Origin of the sequence: Pseudomonas sp. LPB4.O (genome assembly GCF_038383825.1) — a bacterium.
Taxonomy (GTDB): domain Bacteria; phylum Pseudomonadota; class Gammaproteobacteria; order Pseudomonadales; family Pseudomonadaceae; genus Aquipseudomonas; species Aquipseudomonas putida.
Genome location: NZ_CP151298.1, coordinates 2,268,555 through 2,286,457, shown reverse-complemented (window position 1 = coordinate 2,286,457; position 17,903 = coordinate 2,268,555). Strand labels below are relative to the sequence as shown.

The 17,903-nt window shown below is 63.0% G+C and carries 15 protein-coding genes; 6 read left to right on the top strand and 9 right to left on the bottom strand.

The features are described 5' to 3' along the window. The first annotated feature begins 78 nt into the window (after window positions 1-78). Together MRBLPB4O_RS10210 and MRBLPB4O_RS10205 are read left to right on the top strand one after the other, a co-directional pair. Window positions 79-747 (top strand): TetR/AcrR family transcriptional regulator, encoded by a 669-nt coding sequence (locus tag MRBLPB4O_RS10210; RefSeq protein ID WP_341798305.1) that lies wholly within the window; start codon window positions 79-81, stop codon window positions 745-747. Between the two features lie 10 nt (window positions 748-757). Continuing rightward, window positions 758-2,272: an MDR family MFS transporter gene (locus tag MRBLPB4O_RS10205; protein ID WP_341798304.1), complete on the top strand. Its 1,515-nt coding sequence runs from the start codon at window positions 758-760 to the stop codon at window positions 2,270-2,272. 18 nt (window positions 2,273-2,290) lie between these two features. On the opposite strand, the gene MRBLPB4O_RS10200 is transcribed toward MRBLPB4O_RS10205, so the two are convergent. Genes MRBLPB4O_RS10200 through MRBLPB4O_RS10185 form a run of 4 tightly spaced genes read right to left on the bottom strand, consistent with a single transcriptional unit; the run spans window position 2,291 to window position 5,701 of the window. Then, the gene (locus MRBLPB4O_RS10200) at window positions 2,291-2,827 is read right to left on the bottom strand and encodes a PqiC family protein (protein WP_341798303.1); all 537 of its coding nucleotides are present in this window, start codon (window positions 2,825-2,827) and stop codon (window positions 2,291-2,293) included. 11 nt (window positions 2,828-2,838) lie between these two features. Next, window positions 2,839-4,479: an MlaD family protein gene (locus tag MRBLPB4O_RS10195; RefSeq protein ID WP_341798302.1), complete on the bottom strand. Its 1,641-nt coding sequence runs from the start codon at window positions 4,477-4,479 to the stop codon at window positions 2,839-2,841. Beyond that, complete coding sequence (locus MRBLPB4O_RS10190; protein WP_341798301.1) at window positions 4,479-5,108, bottom strand: paraquat-inducible protein A; 630 nt, start codon at window positions 5,106-5,108, stop codon at window positions 4,479-4,481. Before MRBLPB4O_RS10190 ends, MRBLPB4O_RS10195 begins: the two co-directional genes overlap by 1 nt. Beyond that, window positions 5,105-5,701: a paraquat-inducible protein A gene (locus tag MRBLPB4O_RS10185; protein WP_341798300.1), complete on the bottom strand. Its 597-nt coding sequence runs from the start codon at window positions 5,699-5,701 to the stop codon at window positions 5,105-5,107. Before MRBLPB4O_RS10185 ends, MRBLPB4O_RS10190 begins: the two co-directional genes overlap by 4 nt. Window positions 5,702-5,846: 145 nt before the next feature. Between MRBLPB4O_RS10185 and MRBLPB4O_RS10180 the strand changes: the two genes are divergently transcribed. Next, window positions 5,847-6,320 (top strand): hypothetical protein, encoded by a 474-nt coding sequence (locus MRBLPB4O_RS10180; protein WP_341798299.1) that lies wholly within the window; start codon window positions 5,847-5,849, stop codon window positions 6,318-6,320. A 47-nt stretch (window positions 6,321-6,367) separates the two neighbouring features. On the opposite strand, the gene MRBLPB4O_RS10175 is transcribed toward MRBLPB4O_RS10180, so the two are convergent. Next, window positions 6,368-7,273, bottom strand: coding sequence for a LysR family transcriptional regulator (locus MRBLPB4O_RS10175; RefSeq protein ID WP_016500346.1), 906 nt, complete (start codon window positions 7,271-7,273; stop codon window positions 6,368-6,370). Between the two features lie 215 nt (window positions 7,274-7,488). Between MRBLPB4O_RS10175 and MRBLPB4O_RS10170 the strand changes: the two genes are divergently transcribed. Next, window positions 7,489-7,896, top strand: coding sequence for a VOC family protein (locus MRBLPB4O_RS10170; RefSeq protein WP_063422911.1), 408 nt, complete (start codon window positions 7,489-7,491; stop codon window positions 7,894-7,896). A gap of 9 nt (window positions 7,897-7,905) precedes the next feature. Then, window positions 7,906-8,475 (top strand): hypothetical protein, encoded by a 570-nt coding sequence (locus MRBLPB4O_RS10165; protein ID WP_341798298.1) that lies wholly within the window; start codon window positions 7,906-7,908, stop codon window positions 8,473-8,475. Window positions 8,476-8,599: 124 nt separating this feature from the next. On the opposite strand, the gene MRBLPB4O_RS10160 is transcribed toward MRBLPB4O_RS10165, so the two are convergent. The 4 genes from MRBLPB4O_RS10160 to MRBLPB4O_RS10145 form a co-directional block, all read right to left on the bottom strand. After that, the gene (locus MRBLPB4O_RS10160; protein WP_341798297.1) at window positions 8,600-10,273 is read right to left on the bottom strand and encodes an MFS transporter; all 1,674 of its coding nucleotides are present in this window, start codon (window positions 10,271-10,273) and stop codon (window positions 8,600-8,602) included. A gap of 359 nt (window positions 10,274-10,632) precedes the next feature. Further along, complete coding sequence (locus MRBLPB4O_RS10155) at window positions 10,633-11,412, bottom strand: alpha/beta hydrolase (RefSeq protein ID WP_341798296.1); 780 nt, start codon at window positions 11,410-11,412, stop codon at window positions 10,633-10,635. Beyond that, the gene (locus MRBLPB4O_RS10150) at window positions 11,409-11,828 is read right to left on the bottom strand and encodes a VOC family protein (RefSeq protein ID WP_341798295.1); all 420 of its coding nucleotides are present in this window, start codon (window positions 11,826-11,828) and stop codon (window positions 11,409-11,411) included. Before MRBLPB4O_RS10150 ends, MRBLPB4O_RS10155 begins: the two co-directional genes overlap by 4 nt. A gap of 75 nt (window positions 11,829-11,903) precedes the next feature. After that, window positions 11,904-12,830 (bottom strand): alpha/beta fold hydrolase, encoded by a 927-nt coding sequence (locus MRBLPB4O_RS10145; protein ID WP_016500352.1) that lies wholly within the window; start codon window positions 12,828-12,830, stop codon window positions 11,904-11,906. A gap of 275 nt (window positions 12,831-13,105) precedes the next feature. On the opposite strand from MRBLPB4O_RS10145, the gene MRBLPB4O_RS10140 reads away from it, so the two are divergent. Further along, complete coding sequence (locus MRBLPB4O_RS10140) at window positions 13,106-17,902, top strand: NEL-type E3 ubiquitin ligase domain-containing protein (protein ID WP_341798294.1); 4,797 nt, start codon at window positions 13,106-13,108, stop codon at window positions 17,900-17,902. Window position 17,903: the final 1 nt, after the last annotated feature.

The following is a 17,903-nucleotide window of genomic DNA, read 5'->3' as shown; positions in this document are numbered from 1 at the left end:
TAAATTAAATTTAAATTGATTTTAAATTAAGCCTCAGCCACGCTCTGCCCATATTCCTGGTTTGCAGAGCATCCCACCATGTCCGCAGCCCCCCGCGAACCCCGCAAGGACGGCGCCATCACCCGCACGCGCATCCTCCAAGCCGCCGGCGAACTGTTCGCCGCGCTCGGTTACGCCGAAACCAGCAACAAGGCCGTCGCGGCCAGGGCCGAAGTCGACCTGGCCTCGATCAATTACCACTTCGGCAGCCGCAACGGCCTGTACCTGGCCGTGCTCGACGAGGCCCGCCAACGCTTCCTCGACCTTAGCGACCTGCAACGCATCACCCAAGGCAGCCAGACACCGAACGAAAAGCTGCGCGTGCTGGTGGAACTGGTGGTGCAAAAGGCCACCCAGGCTCGGGACAACTGGCATTTGCGGGTACTGGCCGCAGAAATCCTCGCCCCCAGCCCTCACGGCCAGGCGCATCTGCAGGCCGCCGCGCCACTGCGCCTGTCACTGCTCAAGGGGTTGTTCAGCGAGGTCAGCACCATCCCCGTCGACGAACCGGCCCTGACCCGCTGCATCCTGTGCGTCACGGCACCGTGGGCAATGCTGCTGATCGGCCCGCGCGGCGGCTCCGGGGCGCTGCACGAGATTCTGCAGATGCCCAGCGAGGCCGTTGCAGCGCAGCTTTACCGCTTTGCCCTTGCAGGCCTGCAAGACGCTGGCCAGCAGCATGCCCAGGCCAACGCCACCCCCAGCTGAGGTAAGCACCGTGCAACCTGTATCCACTGATACCTCCCCCGCCGCAACGGACGCGCAAACCTCCATTCCACTGCTGCTGGCAGCGCTGATGCTGGTGATGTTCCTGGCCGCCCTCGACCAGACCATCGTCTCGACCGCACTGCCAACCATCGTCAGCGACCTCGGTGGGCTGCGCTGGCTGTCGTGGGTGGTCACCGCCTACCTGCTGGCCTCCACGGTAGTGGTACCGCTGTATGGCAAGTTCGGTGACCAGTTCGGCCGCAAGCGTGTGCTGCAGGTGGCCATCGTCCTGTTCCTGCTGGGCTCGGTCTTGTGTGGCGCAGCACAGGACATGGCCCAGCTGATCGCCTTCCGCACCCTGCAAGGGCTGGGTGGCGGCGGCTTGATGGTGGTAGCGATGGCCGCCATCGGTGATGTCATCCCGCCTGCCGAACGTGGCCGCTACCAGGGCCTGTTCGGTGGCGTGTTCGGCCTGGCCACCGTGGTAGGGCCGCTGATCGGCGGTTTTCTGGTCGAGCAGCTGTCGTGGCACTGGATCTTCTACATCAACCTGCCCCTGGGCCTGCTGGCGCTGCTGGTGATCGGCAGCGTGTTCCGCCCGCACGTGGCTTTGGTACGGCATACGGTGGACTACATCGGCGCGTTTTTCCTTACCGTGGCATTGGCTGCCTTGGTGCTCATCACCAGCCTCGGCGGCAGCCTGCTGGCGTGGCAGTCGCTGGACATGTTGTGCCTTTCGCTGTTCGCCTTGATCGGCCTGGTCGGCTTCGTCCTGGAACAACGCCGCGCCGTCGAGCCAATCATGCCGCTGCACCTGTTCCGTCACCGGACCTTCGTGCTTGCCGGGCTGATCGGTTTCATCGTCGGGGTGTCGCTGTTCGGCGCCGTCACCTTCCTGCCGTTGTACATGCAGGTAGTGAAGAACGCCACGCCCACCAGCGCCGGGCTGCAGATGCTGCCGCTGATGGGTGGCCTGCTGGTAGTGTCGGCGATTACCGGGCGACTGATCAGCCGCTGGGGGCGTTACCGAGTGTTCCCGATCCTCGGCACCCTGCTGCAAGTCATTGCCCTGGGCTTGCTCAGCCGGCTGGAGCTGGACACCCCCATGGCGCTGATGAACCTGTACATGGGCTTGCTGGGTGCCGGCCTGGGGATGGTCATGCAGGTGCTGATCCTGGCTGTGCAGAACAGCGTCGAGTTACGCCACATGGGCGTGGCGACTTCCGGGGCCACGTTGTTCCGCTCGATTGGCGGCGCCATCGGGGTGTCGCTGTTCGGCGCTTTGTTCTCTCAGAGCTTGCTGGGCGGCCTGGACAGTGACTTCGCCGCCAGTGCCGGGGGTGCCGCGAGCCTTTCGCCGGCCGCCGTGCATGCCCTGCCCACTGCCCTGCAGCACAGTTACCTGCATGCGTTTTCCGGGGCAATGCATGGTGTGTTCCTGCTGGCCGGGGTGATCACCAGCGTGGCTTTCGCACTGTCCTGGCTGCTGCGCGAGGTGCCGCTGCGCAAGGCCACGCAGGCGTGAACACAGGTCGACAGGCCTTCAGGCAGATGGCGAGCAGCGACCCCGAGCGGCACTGCCCCGCACTGCCTCGGCCAGTTTGCGCAGGTTGGCCTGGTGCGCATTTACCAAGCTGGTAATGCTGTTGTCAGCCGCAGTCTGCACCGAGGTGCGGCAGGTCAGCTCAGCCTGCCCCACCAGCTTCAGGCGCCACACGGCTTCCAGCGAGGCATAGCGCCCCGGCACCGTATCGAAGCGCTGTACGTCCACCCGCACTGCCGCCTTGGCGTCACCCGCCGGCCCACCCAGCTGGTCCTGCAAGGCGCTGCGAAACTCATCCACCAGGTTGGCACCCCACCATTCCGTCTCCAGAATGGCCAGGCCACTCTGCCCTTGCCGCACCACCAGTTGCGGGCGATCCACCTGGGGCGGCACGACCACCCGGGTCACCCGGATGTGCTGCCCGCTGTCACGCATCGGCTCGTTCGGCACCAGCGTGTGGTAGTTGTTCGGCGTACTGCTGCAGCCCCCGAGCCACACCAGCAGGCTGGCCACACACACATTGCGCAGTCGTTGCATCGGCTGTCTCCTCAGGGTTCAAGCTCTGCGGCCCCGGCCGCTTTCGGCCGCCCGCGAATCAGCGACTCGGGGTGCCGGCCCAGGTAGTCGGCAAGGTCGCGCAGCGACCGCGACATGCGCTCCAGTTCGTCCAGTGTTTCGCCCATCCGCTCGCGCTGCGGGGAGTCCTCGGAAATGGCCGCATTGGCCGTGCGCAGGGTCTTGTGCACTTCATCCAGCGCCACTTTCACATCCGGCAGCGTCTGGCCATTGAACTGTTTCAGGCTGGCGCGCAGCTCACGCAGGCTACCGTCCAGGTTGCTGGCGATGCTTTCCAGAGGCAACTTGGCAATGCGCTCGACCACCCGTTGCAGCTGCTCCTGCAACTGCTCCAGGCTGCCCGGCAATGTGGGGATGGTGATGGGGTTGGCGGCCATGTCGAAGGCCACCTTGGGGGTATCCGGGTAAAAGTCCAGGGATATGAACATCTGCCCGGTGATCAGGTTGCCGCTACGCGCCTGGGCCCGCAGCCCATGCTCGACAAAGGTGCCGATCAGCCGCCGCGCCCCATCCACATCGCCCTCGGTGTGCTTGAACACCGCCAGCATCTTGCGGTGCACCGGCCCCAGCCGCTGCGGGTAGACCACCGCATCGACCACCACCGGGAAGGACTGCCGCTCGGCATCGTAGTCAAGCTTGATCGAGGTGACCCGGCCAAACTCCACGCCCTTGAACTCCACCGGCGCACCCACCGACAGGCCGCGCATGGCCTGGTCGAAGCGCAGCTGCAGGTATTGCGCCTGGCCATTGGGCGGGGCCAAGGCGGAGTCTCGGTCGGCAAACAGCTGGAAGCGGGCCTGATCGGCAGCAGGCTCGGCCTGCGGGGCAAAATCGGGCGAACCAAAGGCCAACCCGCCCACCAGGATCGATGACAGCGATTCGGTATCGACCTTCAGGCCGTTGGCGCCAATCTGCATGTCGACGCCACTGGCATTCCAGAAGCGGCTATCAGCGGTGACGAAACTGTCGTAGGGGGCCTGCACGAACACGCCAATCTCCACCCCCTTGCCATCGTCTTGCAGGGCAAAGGACACCACCTCACCGACCGGGATCTTGCGGTAGTAGATCGACGAGCCGACATCCAGCGAACCCAGGTCACTGGCGGTGAGGAAGAAGCGCTTGCCCTTTTCGTCGAAGGTAATAGGTGGCGGCAGTTCCAGGCCGACAAAGGTCTTTTCCGGTACTTTCGATTCGCCGGAATCGGCCCCGATGAAACTGCCTGACAGCAACGTATCCACCCCAGAAATCCCGCCCATGCCGATGCGCGGGCGCACTACCCAGAAGCGCGCGCCCTGAGCGGCGAACGCGCGGGCATCATCGGTCAACTGCACCTTGGCGACCACACTTTTCTTGTCATCAGCCAGGTCCACCGTAGTGACTTCGCCAATCACCACGCTGCGGTACTTGACCTGGGTCTTACCCGCCACCAGCCCTTCCCCGGAGTGGAAGGAAATGGCAATGACCGGGCCCTGCTGCATCCAGTTGCGCACCACCAGCGAAGCGCCAATCAGGATTGCCAGGATCGGCACGATCCACACCAGCGACACACTCCAGCGCCGGGTGCGTACCTCAACCTGCCCCGCGCCTTCGCGCTCGTCAGTCTGCTGCCCCATCAGTGCGGCCTCCCCTCGTTGGCATGGCTATCCCAGATCAGGCGTGGATCGAAGCTCATCGCAGAAAGCATGGTCAGCACCACCACCAGGCCGAAGAACAGGATGCCCACCCGCGGCTCGATGGTGCCCAGCCCGCGCAGTTGCACCAGCGCCGCCACCAGCGCCACCACCATGACATCGAGCATCGACCAATACCCGATCAGCTCGACAAGGCGGTACAGCTGCGAGCGCTGCCGGCAAGCCCAGGTGGAACGGTGCTGGACGGTGAACAGCAGCAGGCCGAGCGAGAAGAACTTGATCGCTGGCACCCCCACGCTGGCAATGAAGATGATCAGCGCGATGTCCCAGGCGCCGGCCTCCCAGAACTCCAGCACACCACCGCCAATGGTGCTTTCGCTGCCACTGCCAAGCATTTCGGTGTGCATCACCGGCAGCAGGTTGGCAGGAATGTAGAACACCAGCGCCGCCAGCAGAAACGCCCAACCCCGAGCGATGGCGTTGGCCTTGCGCCGGTGAATGGCGGCGCCGCAGCGTGTGCAGGTGTGTGCACTGCTGCTCAGGTCACAGGCCTGACCGCAGCCATGGCACAGGCACAGCCCCAGCTGGTCGGCGTTGGCCGCGTAATTCATACCTGCACCCACAGGTCGCGAATATCCTTACCGGCGATATGGATAATCAGCATGCTCAGCGCGGCCAGGGCCAGCAGGCCGATACCGGGGATAACATCGAGCAGCCCGGCCAGCTTGATCACCGCCACCATCGCCCCCAGCAGGCACACCTCCAGCATGCTCCACGGCCGCAGGCTTTCCAGGCCGCGCATGCACAGGGCAAAACCGGGGGCACGCTGGCCGGCCAGGGCAAAACTCAACACCCAGCACAACAGGGCAATCTGCAGCACCGGCGCAAAGATGATCGACAGCGCCATGACCAGGGCGATGAAAGTGATGCTGCCGTGGCTGAGGATCTGCACCGCATCCCATAACGTTGCCGAATGGGTGAGGCCCTGCATACCGATGGTCATCACCGGGTAGGCATTGGCGAACACCAGCAGGATGCCGCCGGTTACACTCAAGGCCAGCCGCTGCTCGATGGTCAAAGACGTATGCCGGTACAGCACCCCGCCACAGCGCTGGCAAAGGGCGCGCTGGTGCTTGAGCAAAGGCGCACGCTGGTACACCGTGTCGCAGTACTCACAGATGATCAGATCCTGGGGCTGGGTCATGGCGTGTCCACGGTTAGCCCGACGTGAGGGTCACATGCAATGGCGAACTCTGTTATCCGGTGTAGACCATGCAGACAAATACGCCATCCCTAACCGATGACGGACTATCCTGTGAAACGGGCTTTCTGCCCGGTGGAGGTGTGCCATGCGTACGTTCACGTGGAGTTACCTGCTGGTGCTGCTGTGTGCCGCATCCGCAGCCCAGGCGCAGTCGGTAGTGCCGCTCAAGGGCCAGAGCAGCCAGCAGATGCAACTGGACATCAACGATTGCAATACCGTCGCTACCAACGCCGCGAACAGCACCGCGACGTCCAGCGAAGCCCATGTCGGTGGCCGGGTGCGTGGGGCAGCAGCAGGCGCCGCCGCCGGTGCCGTGGGCGCGCAAGTGCGCGGCAACCAGCACGAGGAGCTGTATGACCGGACCAGTGACGATGCCAAACAGCAATACCGGCAGAACCGTGCCAGCGAAACGGCCGCCGCCGGTGCAGCGGTAGGCGGCATGCGCCAGCGTCAGGACCGGCGCCAGGATCGGCGCAGCGAAGGCGAGGCCAAAACCCAGGCCCATGCCAGTGCCTACAGCGGTTGCCTGCAAGGGCGCGGCTATCAGATCAATCCTTGATCAGCGGGCACGCCATGCCCCTAGATGTACAGCATGGCGTGCCGCTTTCAGAATTTCGCCAGTTCTTCCCGGCAAAACTCCACAAACAACTGTGCAGGCTTGGTCAGTTGCACCCGCTTCAACCACGCCGCCGCCAGCCCCGACAGCGCCACCGGCTCGGCGATATCCAGCAGGGCCAGGCGCTGGCCGTCGTAGGTGTATTCCGAATGCGGTCGGGTCACCAGCAGCGAAAAACCGAAACCCTGCCCGACCATGCCCCGCACCATCTCGATCGACGGCGAGCTGAAGACGATGTTCGGCGTCAAACCCATCTCGTTGAACAGGCTGACGAAGTAGGTGCGGCTGGGAGCCACGTCCAGCAGGATCATCGGCTCCGGGCACAGGTCACGCAGCGATACCTGGGCCTGGCCGGCAAAGCGGTGGTTTTCTGGCAGCAGCACGTAAGGTTTTTGCGGCGGCATCAGCGGCTCAGCTTCGATGGTGCCGTCCAGGTCATGATCGTAGAGAAACGCCAGGTCGAACGTTCCGGCCGTCAAGCCCTGGATCAGCTCCTGCTGCTCGCCGTCGCGCAGGCGGATATCCACGCCTGGGTAACGCTGGCGGAAGGCGGCGATCAGGCGCGGCAGATACAACGGTGCCACGGTTTCGAAACAGCCGATGTCGATCTGCCCGGCGACGGTGTCGTTGTCAGCCAGGGCGTTCTGCTCGAACTCGTGGGCCATCTGCAGCAGCGATCGGGTCTTGGCGTAGAAACGCTTGCCGCTGGGCGTCAGCGACACACCCTGAGCATGGTGGCGAATGAACAGCTGCACGCCGAAACTTTCTTCCAGGCTCTTGATGGCCGTGGAAATGGACGGCTGGGCGATGTACAGCTGGCGAGAAGCCTCGGCAACGCTACCGGCCTCCACGGTGGTGACGAAGTACTTGAGTTGTCGCAGGGTATAGGCAGCCACGGGCACCTCTTTGACGCCGGTCTGGGCGCGCAGGGATCATGCCTGACACTTTAACCCCGCTCGCTGGCGGACGGGGGCCGGGTGATGAAGGATTTACCTATGGCTTGAGCAGTTTTTTTGTAGAGCGATGGCCCGAGCCCGGCAACAGCTGCTGGCCAAATACTCCCGAACGTCTTTACTGATACCCAACGGCCTCAGCATTACGGTGTACGCCTATGAAGATCGTGGTCACCAGCATTCTCGTCGACGACCAGGCCAAGGCCCTGGCCTTCTACCACTACGTACTCGGTTTCGAGCCCAGGCACGACATCCCCATGGGCCGGCACCGCTGGCTGACGCTGACCTCCCCCAACGATCCCAACGGCGTCGAGCTGTTGCTGGAACCCGACGCGCACCCAGCGTCCAAGGTGTACAAAGCCGCGCTCAAGCAGGATGGCATCCCCGCCACCTCGTTTGGCGTGCGCGATATACAGGCCGAATACACCCGCCTTTGCGCGGCGGGCGTGCAGTTCACCCAGCCGCCCACCGACATTGGCCCCGTCACCGTGGCCGTGTTCGATGACACCTGTGGCAACCTGATCCAGATCGCCCAGAAACACAGACAGCCCCACGCGCACCAATAAGGAAAACAGATGCGCCACGAATTCAGCGAAGTACTCAACGACCTGGTCGATTACTTTCTGCTTGGCGATATCCAGTTGCTCGAACGTTTCAAGCAGGAGCATGAGCTACCGGACGACCTCGCCTACGCCTTCACCCATGGTGACAGCGGCGACAAGGCGGTACGCGAAGGCGTCGTGCTGCCGCTGGCCGGGGTCGACAACCTGCCCTACCGCATTCTGTTCACCCTCGATGGCCATACCCCGGCCCTGCGCGAAGCTGGCAGCCGCCTGAAGCACCGGCGTAATGGTTATGTTTTGCGGGTCGAGCACGGTGCGCTGATGCTGTACACCTGGCGCATCCTGCAGCACTTCACGCCCAAGACCCTGGGTGACCTGATTGCCCGCTACCAGGTGCCGGGGCGGCCGATCATCGAGCTGGACAATGGCTGGTATGACGTGGAGGTACTGGCGGGGGCGCTGGTGCGCGACGGGTTGTACGAGCCAGCGTTCGAGTTCGTGCTGAAGAAGCGCTGGAGCCGGGGTGAGGCCGCGCAGGTGGATACCGGGTATGCCTTTGGCCTGCGCGGCTACTTCGATTGATTAATGGGCTGTACCGGCCTCTTCGCGGGCTCGCCCGCTCCCACAGGTACAACACAAGCCGTGAAATCTGTGTTGTATCTGTGGGAGCGGGCGAGCCCGCGAAGAGGCCAGCACAGCTGCCCCATCAGTTGATATCCCGGTCCTTGGTCTCGGGCAGGAACAGGATCCCCAGCACCGCCGTCATTACCGCGATCACAATCGGGTACCACAAGCCGTAATAGATATCCCCAGTCGCCGCCACCATGGCAAACGCCACCGTCGGCAGGAAGCCGCCGAACCAGCCATTACCGATGTGGTAAGGCAGCGACATCGAGGTGTAGCGGATACGCGCCGGGAATAGTTCGACCAGCCAGGCAGCAATCGGGCCGTAGACCATGGTCACGTAGATCACCAAAATGGTCAGCAGCAACAGCACCATCGGGTAGTGAATCTTCGCCGGGTCGGCCTTTTCCGGGTAGCCGGCTTCTTTCAACGCACCACTCAAGGTGGCGGTAAACGCCTCACTCTGCATCTTGAAGTCCGCTGCGGCCATGCTGCTGCCTTCAAAGCTCGGCAGCACCCGCTCACCAATGCGAATCTGCGCCACGCTGCCAGGTTCGGCCGCCTGGTTGGTGTAGGGAATGGCGCGCTTGGCAAGCAGGCTCTTGGCGATGTCGCAGGAGCTGGTGAATTTGGCCTTGCCCACCGGGTCGAACTGGAACGCGCACTGGCCAGGGTCAGCCACTACCACGACCGGGTTCTGCTCCTGGGCGACGAACACGTCCGGGTTGCCGTACTCGGTCAGCGCCTTGAAGATCGGGAAATAGGTCAGCGCAGCGATGATGCAGCCGGCCATGATGATCTTCTTGCGGCCAATGCGGTCGGACAGGCTACCGAAGATGATGAAGAACGGCGTGCCGATCAGCAACGAGCCTGCAATCAGCAGGTTGGCCGTCTGCGGCTCGATCTTGAGCATCTGCAACAGGAAGAACAGTGCATAGAACTGCCCGGTGTACCAGACCACGGCCTGCCCGGCGGTGCCGCCCAGCAGCGACATGATCACCACCTTGAGGTTTTCCCAGCGGGCGAACGACTCGGTCAGCGGTGCCTTGGATGCCTTGCCCTCGGCCTTCATCTTCAGGAACACCGGCGACTCGTTGAGCTGCATGCGGATGTACACCGAAATCGCCAGCAGCAGGATCGACAGCAGGAACGGCACGCGCCAGCCCCAGGCCTCGAACACCTCAGTACCCATGACCGTGCGGCAGCTCATGATCACCAGCAGCGACAGGAACAGCCCCAACGTGGCGGTGGTCTGGATCCAGGCGGTGAAAAAGCCGCGACGGCCCTTGGGCGCATGCTCGGCCACATAGGTGGCCGCGCCGCCGTACTCCCCCCCCAGGGCCAGGCCCTGCAGCAACCGCAAGGTGATCAGGATGACCGGCGCGGCCACGCCGATCGCGCTGTAGCTCGGGAGCAGGCCCACCAGTGCGGTAGACAGGCCCATGATCACAATGGTGATAAGGAACGTATGCTTGCGCCCGATCATGTCACCCAGGCGGCCGAACACGATTGCCCCGAACGGCCGTACGGCAAAACCGGCAGCAAAGGCCAGCAAGGCGAAGATGAACGAGGTGGTTTCATTGACACCGGCAAAGAAGTGCTTGGCGATGATCGCGGCGAGGGAGCCGTACAGGTAGAAGTCGTACCATTCGAACACCGTGCCCAGGGATGAGGCGAAGATGACCTTGCGCTCCTCCTTGGTGATACCGCGTTGGGGCGCGCTACTGCCCGTGGATGCGCTGTCGAGAACCGCCATGGGTTGCCTCCGTCATGTCGTCATACAGGCCGGAGTACCTCACAACCACTTCACCGTCGCACCCAGGCCCTGGGGCTTGCTTTGGTTGCGCGAAGCACGACGAGGCGGGCCGCCTCGGATCGCAGCAAGGTAAATGAAGCATAATCGGGATTGCCGGGATATCCACCCGCCTGGCCATACACAAGAGGGCGGCATGAACGATACGGCATCACCGGGTGGGCTGCCAATGACAGTGCTGCGGCAATGAAACCAATGAAGAACAGTGGGGCGTAGAGGGTGCGCATGCAGAAGCTGTAGCGGCACATCACCGACTTTTGTGGGAGCGCCAGCCGTCAAGACCGACTATGTCCGCAAAGGCATCACCGCAAAAACCGTGCGACCGCCTTCAATACTGCCTCCGCCTGCTCCCGATGCGGCACATGCCCGCACCCTTGCAGCAACTGCATCGCCGCCGGCCCGCCCGCCAGCGCCAGCAGTCGCTCGGGGTGCGCGGGCGAGCCAAACTCGTCGTCATCGCCATGCAGGCTCAACAAAGGGCAGCGCACCTGCGCCAACGCAGCATCCAGGTTCCAGTCGGCAAAGTCCTCGGACAGCCAGTTGTCCACCCAGGCGCGCAGCACCCATTCGGCCTTGTTGCCGTGGTAGCGTTGCAGCCGTTGCAACTGCCCGGGCTCGGCAAACTGCAGGTCGGCTGCGCGAATGCCTTCAAGGGTGCGTGCTTCGACAAACGCCTGTGCCGACTCGGTAATCAGCCCCACACACTGGCTGGCGAACGCCGCCGCGCAGGCCACGGCCATGCCGCCGCCGACGCTGTGACCAAACACAATGAAATCACTGATGCCGAAATACGTGCGCAGCGCCGCGAAACCCTGCTGTGCCTCGCTCTCGACAAAGCCCAGGCGCAAACTGCCCGGATGCGCGTACGAACGGCCAAAGCCCAAGCGGTCGTAGGCGATTACCCGGTGCCCGGTGGCTTGCGCCAACTGCGCTGGGAAGTCGCGCCACAACGCCACACACCCTAGCGAATCATGCAGCAGGACAATGGGCGCCCCCTGTGCCTGCAACGGCGTCCAATCCTGGGCGAACAACTTGCCTTGCGCGGTGTCGATCCAGTGCTCGCGCATGTGCAGGTCGCTCATACCGCCTCCGCTACCGGCCCCTTCAACTCGACCTGGTTGCCATCCGGGTCGTAGCAGTAAAGCGACAGTCCCTCGCCTTCAGCGCCATAACGCTTTTCTGCCGGCTCCACTTTTACCCCGGCGGCTTCCAGGTAGGCGATCAGGGCGGCCTCGTCGAACGGCTCGATACGCAGACAGAAATGGTGCAGGTTGCGCCCTTCCACCCCCGGTGCCGCCCCGCCTGGCCGCCCCAGCGGGCCATCCAGGGTCACCAGGTCGATCATCGCCGTGCCCGTGGCCAGGTGCACCATGCCCAGGTCTTCGCGCACGCGGCTGACATGGCAACCGAGCAGCTCGGTGTAGAAGGCAACACTGCGCGGCAGGTCGCTGACCCGCAGAACAAGATGATCTATGTGCTTGATAGCGAACGGTCGCATACCGGGCTCCTTGTGCCGTGAGTGCGAATAGTTTCGCCACCATAGCCCAGCTTCGCCCGGAGTGAACAGAACCAGCTACTCGTTTACCAAGCGTTGCAGCACGCCCCCTTCATGGTGCGCCAGGATCCGCAGCAGCTGGTCGACCAGCGCCCGGTCCGGGGCATCCAGGTGGAAGTGGTGCCCGCCGGGGTGCCAGGAAACCTTAGCATGGCTGGGCAAGGCTGCCTGACGCCGGGTAAAAGCCTCGCCGGTGAATGCCCCTTGACGGCCGAACAGCAGGTACAGCGGGCAGCGGATCTGGTTGAGCAGGTCGCATGCGTCGCGCTCGGTCAGCGGCATGGGTTCGGGCAACACCAGCCGCGGGTCGTGGCGCCAGCAATAGCCATCGCCCAGTTGCAGCAGGTCGCGCAACGCCAGCAGCCGTGCGGCACCTTCCGACAGTTCGGTGTCAAGGCGCTCGCGCCGTTGCGCCAGGGCGGTGTCAAGGTCGTCGAAGCGGCCGACGTCCGGCTCGGCAAAGCCCGGCAGCTGGCTGCGCTGGACCATACGTTTGAGCCGGTAGGCCCGCGCCAGGTGCTGCACGCGGTCATCCTCGGCCACCGTGAACGGGGCACCCATGCCGTCGAGGAAGGTCATGCTGGCAATGCCACTGGTCATGGCCGCCAGTAGCGACGCCACACCGGTGCCCATGCCATGGGCCAGCACATGGAATTGCGCCAGGCCCAGGCTGTCGGTCACCGCCAGCATGTCTTCGGCATGCTCCCACAGGTAATAGCCACTGTCGCGGCGGCGATGGTCCGAACGGCCATGGCCGACCAGGTCGGGGGCCACCACAAAGCAACCGTCCAGCATCGGTGCCAGGCGTTCGAACGAGGCAGCGTTATCCAGCCAGCCATGCAAGGCCAGTACGGGAATACCGTCTTCGGCGCCCCAGGTGCGGACCGCTATTTCAATACCATCGAGGTCGAGCAGGTGATCTTTCGGACTGCACAGCGAACGCATTGCAATTCTCCTTGGCTGAAGCCTGCAACATGACCTGCCTCACCCTCTCGCAGATGCTCCCTCGCTGCCAGCCCCCCACCGACCCGCGCATACGCAGGACCGACCGCGGCCAACAACTATCTACCGCACCCCGACGCCTTGATCAGCGTGGACTATCTCCTTCCACAAAAGAGATGGTGACCATGACAACCCCGACACCGTTACATCAAAGCCAGATAACCCGATCGTTACCGAAATGGAGCAAGGCGCTCCAACCCACGCATACACGCAAAGTGGTGCAGAGCCTGTACAAGGAGTACCTCGATGAAGATGGCGCCCCTTACTCGTGGTATGCCACTGCCGATGGGCCAATGCGTGAGCAGTTGCACAACGCGTTGCAAACCCGTAACAAACGGCTGGCGCAAGTCAAAAAGGCGCTAGGCGAGTTCAAGGACATCATCGCGTTCTGCGGCCCTCTGTTGACCGAGCGGTTGAAGCTGAATGTGCCTGTAGACAGGGCGCAGTATGTGTTCCAGCCCTTTGAGTCAGAGGCCAACATCTGGGTCGGCGTTCCCGATGTGGAAACGCCTTTGGTACCGGACGTGGAAGTGGACGTTCTGGCCACCCGCCCCGTAGGCCAGCCGCAAACACGCAGCGTGCTGGAGGCTGCCCTGCACAACTTCGAGGGGCTGGACGAAGTCGGCCCCTACAGCAGGCTCACCAACGCCCCTGGCAGCGACACGCCCCTGGCAGGCCTGACGATGGCGGACTTCGTCAGGCATTGTCGGGCGCTGGACCTTGGCAAACGTTATCAAGACCATTTGCTTGCAACCCATGAAGGCGCCAATCGCGCTGAAATCCAGCGCCTGTCGATTGCAGCGAACCGTGAGGCCTTGAGGGTCCAGGCATTGATCGCCAAACTCAAAGGCCTGCTGAGCCCGGCCGGGCTCGATGCACTTGGGCAACTGTGCGACGGCAACCCTCACCCCACCTATGAAAACGAGGCGTTGCATTGTTGGCACTTCAACCTGTTCGATATACCCGTCCACGAAATACTGTTCATCGGGCCAGACAACCCTTATCGCAAGAACCCCTGCATTGTGTATGTCCCTGGCGACAACGAGCACCCGGTAAGGGAGTTCGCTTCTCGTCAGGAGGCGGGCAAGCACCTGCGCAGCCGGCTATTGCAAAGCGAGTTTCGCCGCGCCTTGGTGCATTTCGCCTACAAGGACAGGCAAAAAGAACTCGCCGTAAAACTGGAAATCGCGCTGTTCGAAGAGGATGAAGCGGGCACACGCAAACCCCGCATCATGCCAGTGATCGCTTTCACGCTCTCGCCAATCTGGACCGACCCTTGGACGTCCTTGTACAACGCACACCTTGCGCGCATGAAGGCCGACGCAAAAACCATCGCTGTGCCTACCGCCGAAGTCGACGCCAACGCCCGCAACGAGCGTCTGAAATACTGGTTCGACCTGGGGATGAACGTGCTGAATGTCGCCGCGTTCTTCGTGCCGGGGTTGAACACGGTCATGCTAGGCGTTTTTGCTTACGACCTGATGAGCTCTGTTTTCACCGGGTTCGAGGCCTGGGAGGCAGGTGATACCCGGCAGGCACTGGCGCAGTTGGAATCGCTGGCCATCAACGCGGGCGTGATCGCCGGCTTTGCAGTGGGCACCAGGATCGTCCAGGCGTCCGGCTTTGTCGATGCACTGAAAAGTGTATGGCATGAAGACAAGGAGGTACTCTGGCACCCCGACATGAAACCCTATGCGAGCACGGCGGCTATTCCTGAGGGGGCTCCACCCGATTTGCTCGGCCATGTACACGTCGATGGGAAGACCTACCTGAAGCTGGATGGGACCCTGTACGAGGTGTTTCAGGGCGCTGATCAGCAATGGCGCGTGCGCCACCCCGATGACGCGCAGGCCTATGCCCCACGCTTGCTGCATCATGGTAACGGCCGCTGGCAACTGGCCCATGAACAGCCTCTGGAATGGGACCGCGAACAGCTTGCGCGCCGACTCGGCAGCCATAGCGCAGGCCTGGACGACAGCGAACTGGACCATGCCATGCGCACTACCGGTACCGATCCAGACGTGCTGCGCCGTGCCCAGGCAGCGGGCCTGCGTCCACCCGCTTTGTTGATCGACACGCTGCAGCGGTTGCAACTGGACAATCAAACTCAACAGATCATCAACTGCGTACGCCATGGGTTGCCGCTCGCTGCGTACAAGAACTTCGCCTTGCCTGAGTTGCTGCGCCTGCCGGGGTGGCCCGAGGGGAACGTGCTCAAGGTTTACCAAGGGCCAGAACCCTGGGGCGAATCAGTGCGCTACGGCCCCCCGCACACGCTGGGCCAAGTGGAAATCGAAATTACCCGTACCGACCTGGACAATGGCCAATTGAGCCAGACCGTGCTGGATCAGATGGATGAACAAGCCATCGGGCATTTGCTCGGTGACACACCAGCCGAGCACCGATCGTCCGCACTGAACAACAAGCTTGCGCAACACCTGGAACAGCATCGCGAGGCGCTGTTCGAGAGCCTGCAACAAAGACACCGTCTCACACGCCCAGCAACCGCACAAACCCTCGCCCGGCAGTTTCCCGGGCTGCCGGACAGCGCGCTTGAAGCATTGCTTGGCAACATCAGCAACGCCGAACGGCAACGCCTGACAAACGGGCGGGTGCCGCTTCGCATTGCCGAGGAAGCGCGCCTTCTGCAAGCTCGAGTGCGGCTTGACCGCGCCATCCTCGGTATTTTCAGGCCCAGCCTGGCCAACGACGACAGCCTGCGCCTGCAACAGGCGCTGCAAGCCGAACACCCGCAGGCTGACCCTGCCCAGTTGCTGGAACTCGCCCTCGGCGATCGCCAGCACTGCGCCTCACTGCTCGGCCAGCAACCCATCAACCCCAGGTTCCGCTCCCCTTTGCGGTTGGCCAACGGCCAGCTGGGCTATCCCCTGAGCGGCCGAGGCCTGCAAGGACGAGCCTTGCCGGCTGCACGTCGACTCCGGACGCTCTACCCCGAACTCAGCACCGAGCAAATCAGTGGGCTACAAGCCGAACTGGCTCGAGGAGGCGACCTGGGTAGTGCGATCAACCAGCTGGAGGTCGAGCAGCGTACCCTCAACCGAGATCTCAACCGCTGGGTAAGCACCGCCCGCACCCTTGAAGAGCGCTTTGATCGCCAGCAATGCACCGAGCGGCTGATGAGTGCTTCCCGCCGTGAAGGCGGCGCGCAAGCCGAAACACTGGTACTGGACCGTATGCAGCTCGAAGCGCTACCCGCTTTCACTGCACGCATGCCGCATATTCGCAATCTCAGGCTCGAGGGGCTGCAGATGCGGTGCCTGGAGGGCAGCTTCCTGACGAACTTCCCTAATCTGGAAACCTTGGACATCGTCGGCAACCCGGACATCGATGCCGAAACATTGTTCGAGGCGCTCAGGTCGGCACCGCGACTACGCGAGCTGGGCCTGAAAGACAATGGCCTGACCACCCTTTCACCCGCCGCCCAACAGGCCATCGGAGCAATGCCCGGCTTGCGACTCCTGTGGCTCAGCCGCAACCGGCTGCAACTCGACACCACCAGTTTGGGCTTTCTGACGCGCTTGCCCCTGGATGCCCTCGGCCTGGCCCACAATCAAATCACCCTCGACGAAAGCCTTGCCGCCCAGTTTCAGGACATGATCCACCCCGTACTACTGCACTTATCAGACAACCCACTGCAACTGGCACCCGACCTACGCTTCATGGCCCGTCTTGTCCACCTGGAGCTTGAGCGTTGCGAACTGCAGCAGTGGCCCGACAGCCTGACCGTCCTGATGAGCCAGCCCCAGTACCAACTGCGCTATCTGAACCTGTCGTCCAACCGCATTCGTACCCTGCCAGACTTGCCTGGTGTGCTGCGTACCCCGTTTGCCCGCGATGTCGCCGCTCGCTTGCCTGAGCGCCGCTGGCTGTTCAACTACAACACTCTGGAAGCCGAGGCACGTGCGCGCCTGGGCAGTAGTGGCGTCAATGTATTCGAGCACGCAGAAGACGTACCGCCGTGGCAAGGTTTTTTCCGTGGCGGCGCGAGCAGTGCCGAAGAGCAGCTGTGGAGCGGCCTCTTTGACCAAGGTGAAAACGCAGCGTTGCTGGGGGTGCTTGAACGCGTTGCCCAGTCGGCAGAGGCGCGGCGTGATGCCGAGGCCCTTAGGGAGCGTGTATGGGACCTGCTGGATGCCGCTGCCCACGACACCGCGCTGCGCGAACGCCTCGCCACCGTGGCCGGGGACTTCCCCCCAACCTGCGGCGACGCAGGTGCCGACGCATTCAGTGCCTTGGAGATAGAAGTGTTGGCCCACGAATCTGCAGCCGTCGCCGGCAGTCGGCCGGCTGATCTACTGAGCCTGTATGGCAAGCTGTATCGACGCAGTCAGGTCAATCAACTGGCTGATCGCATCAGCTGGAGAAGGTCCTTGCGCAAACAGGCGCTGCTCGACGAGGCCTTCGATGAAAACCTCCCCCCCTACGATGAGCTCGACGACCCCTCAGCCTTCCCGGACAGCGAACTTCAAACGGGGCTGGTGGACGATGTGGAGGTACGTTTGGCCTTGCGCCAGTCGTTGGCCAACGCGCTGGACTACCCTGAGCCGAGCCGAGGCATGCTGTACCGCAATACGGCCAGAATCAACGACACAATCATCGAAAGGGTGAAAACTGCGGTCCTTTCCCTGGACAGGGATGCCATCGCCCGGGAGCAGTGGTTGACCCAGCAGCCGGGCTGGATCGAGTACTTGAAACGAGAGCATGCGGCCCAGTTCAGCCTGATCACCGACTTTTGGCGGCCAGGCCTTGACTACCTCTATTACTGCCTGGATGAAACCGCCGAACCGGTGACATCCCTGGACAGCTCGGTGCGACGAGCCTTGGCCAGGGTCATGCCTGAAAGCCCGGTGGATGCTGACGGCAGGTTACGTCGCGTGGTGCTCAACGAGCAGCAGTATCGCCAGGGCGTGGACGCGCTGACTGCCGAGCAGCAGCAGGTTGAAACCGGTCTGCTGACCAGCCTCACCCGCCAGACGCAAACAATCGGCCGCTGAC

Bases quoted from the DNA above. Each gene is read 5' to 3' on its own strand.
- MRBLPB4O_RS10210 (WP_341798305.1), top strand. From the start codon at position 79: ATGTCCGCAGCCCCCCGCGAACCCCGCAAGGACGGCGCCATCACCCGC.
- MRBLPB4O_RS10200 (WP_341798303.1), bottom strand. From the start codon at position 2,827: ATGCAACGACTGCGCAATGTGTGTGTGGCCAGCCTGCTGGTGTGGCTC.
- MRBLPB4O_RS10195 (WP_341798302.1), bottom strand. From the start codon at position 4,479: ATGGGGCAGCAGACTGACGAGCGCGAAGGCGCGGGGCAGGTTGAGGTA.
- MRBLPB4O_RS10190 (WP_341798301.1), bottom strand. From the start codon at position 5,108: ATGAATTACGCGGCCAACGCCGACCAGCTGGGGCTGTGCCTGTGCCAT.
- MRBLPB4O_RS10185 (WP_341798300.1), bottom strand. From the start codon at position 5,701: ATGACCCAGCCCCAGGATCTGATCATCTGTGAGTACTGCGACACGGTG.
- MRBLPB4O_RS10180 (WP_341798299.1), top strand. From the start codon at position 5,847: ATGCGTACGTTCACGTGGAGTTACCTGCTGGTGCTGCTGTGTGCCGCA.
- MRBLPB4O_RS10170 (WP_063422911.1), top strand. From the start codon at position 7,489: ATGAAGATCGTGGTCACCAGCATTCTCGTCGACGACCAGGCCAAGGCC.
- MRBLPB4O_RS10165 (WP_341798298.1), top strand. From the start codon at position 7,906: ATGCGCCACGAATTCAGCGAAGTACTCAACGACCTGGTCGATTACTTT.
- MRBLPB4O_RS10160 (WP_341798297.1), bottom strand. From the start codon at position 10,273: ATGGCGGTTCTCGACAGCGCATCCACGGGCAGTAGCGCGCCCCAACGC.
- MRBLPB4O_RS10155 (WP_341798296.1), bottom strand. From the start codon at position 11,412: ATGAGCGACCTGCACATGCGCGAGCACTGGATCGACACCGCGCAAGGC.
- MRBLPB4O_RS10150 (WP_341798295.1), bottom strand. From the start codon at position 11,828: ATGCGACCGTTCGCTATCAAGCACATAGATCATCTTGTTCTGCGGGTC.
- MRBLPB4O_RS10145 (WP_016500352.1), bottom strand. From the start codon at position 12,830: ATGCGTTCGCTGTGCAGTCCGAAAGATCACCTGCTCGACCTCGATGGT.